Below are 1036 nucleotides of genomic sequence, written 5' to 3' on the forward strand. Positions count from 1 at the left end.
AAGCTTGCTTGAGCAGCTTGTTGCAGACGGCAATCAGGGCCAGCTTCTTGTGCTTGCCTTTGGCCATGAGCCGCTCGTAGAGCGCTTTGCAGCCGGCGTTGGCCCGGCAGGCGGACCAACTGCACATATACAGCTTGCTGCGGATCAGCCCGCCGCCCAGCTTGCTGATGCGCGTTTGTCCGCGCACGCTGCTGCCGGATTGGTACCCGTGTGGGCACGGCCCGGCCTTGGCGATGAGCTGGCGGTGCTTGTTAAAGCGGGTGAAGCCGCCGGCGAACAAGAGCAGCAGCGCGGCCGTCTTGCGCCCGATGCCGGGAATGGAGGTGAGCAGCGGCAACTCGGCGGCGTAGCGCTGCTCGACGCGCGTGAGCAGCTGGGTTTCGAGTTGCTGCACTTGCCGGGCCGGGCCGGGCGGCGTAGCGTCAGGGCCAGTTGGCGCCGGGCCTCGGCGCAGACCACCGGTTGGCGCAGCAACGCTTCCAAGGCGTTGGAAACCGTTGTCTGCTGGCGGATGAGCAGCTCGGCGGCTTGCTGCAGCCGGCGGCACTCCACGAGCGTTTGCTCCTCCGGCTGCCAGCGCGCCGGCGCTTGCTGCTGGCCGAAGCGCAGCAGCCACTGCGCGTCCTTCCGGTCGCTTTTGCCCTTGCCCAGGTGCATCTGGATGAAGCGCCGCACCACCAGCGGGTTGACCACGGCCACTTCGGCCCCGGCCGCGACCAGGTGGTAAGCCACGGCCAGGTAGTAGGTGCCCGTGGCTTCGAGCACGTACAGGCTGGTGGCCCCGCAGCGGCGCACCAGTTCGCGGAAGCCCGCCGGGGTATTGGCTACGTTCAGGTGGTGCACCCGCGTATCCAGCTGGTGCTTTACCGATCCTAATACAGGCTCTATGGGCCTAACGGAACTGTCCAAAGTGGCCATGGAACGAACAGGGGATGCTCATGTTAGGCGGGCTCAAGGGCCCCAGGCTCTGCCATCTTGCTCCTGCTCGTTGCCCAATAACCTAAGTTTAAGCAGTGGCTCAAACATAGGAGCCTCT

General features: G+C 65.4%; 1 protein-coding gene and 1 pseudogene. Both read right to left on the reverse strand.

The window, feature by feature from the left end; genetic code table 11:
• Window positions 1-394 (reverse strand): transposase (locus tag ACE191_RS21750; RefSeq protein ID WP_400194356.1); only part of this gene is annotated, 394 nt, incomplete at its 3' end.
• 128 nt (window positions 395-522) lie between these two features.
• Window positions 523-918: pseudogene (locus tag ACE191_RS21755) on the reverse strand (transposase); the annotation flags it as partial.
• Between the last annotated feature and the right edge of the window lie 118 nt (window positions 919-1036).

The organism is Hymenobacter sp. B81 (assembly GCF_044628455.1).
Taxonomy (GTDB): domain Bacteria; phylum Bacteroidota; class Bacteroidia; order Cytophagales; family Hymenobacteraceae; genus Solirubrum.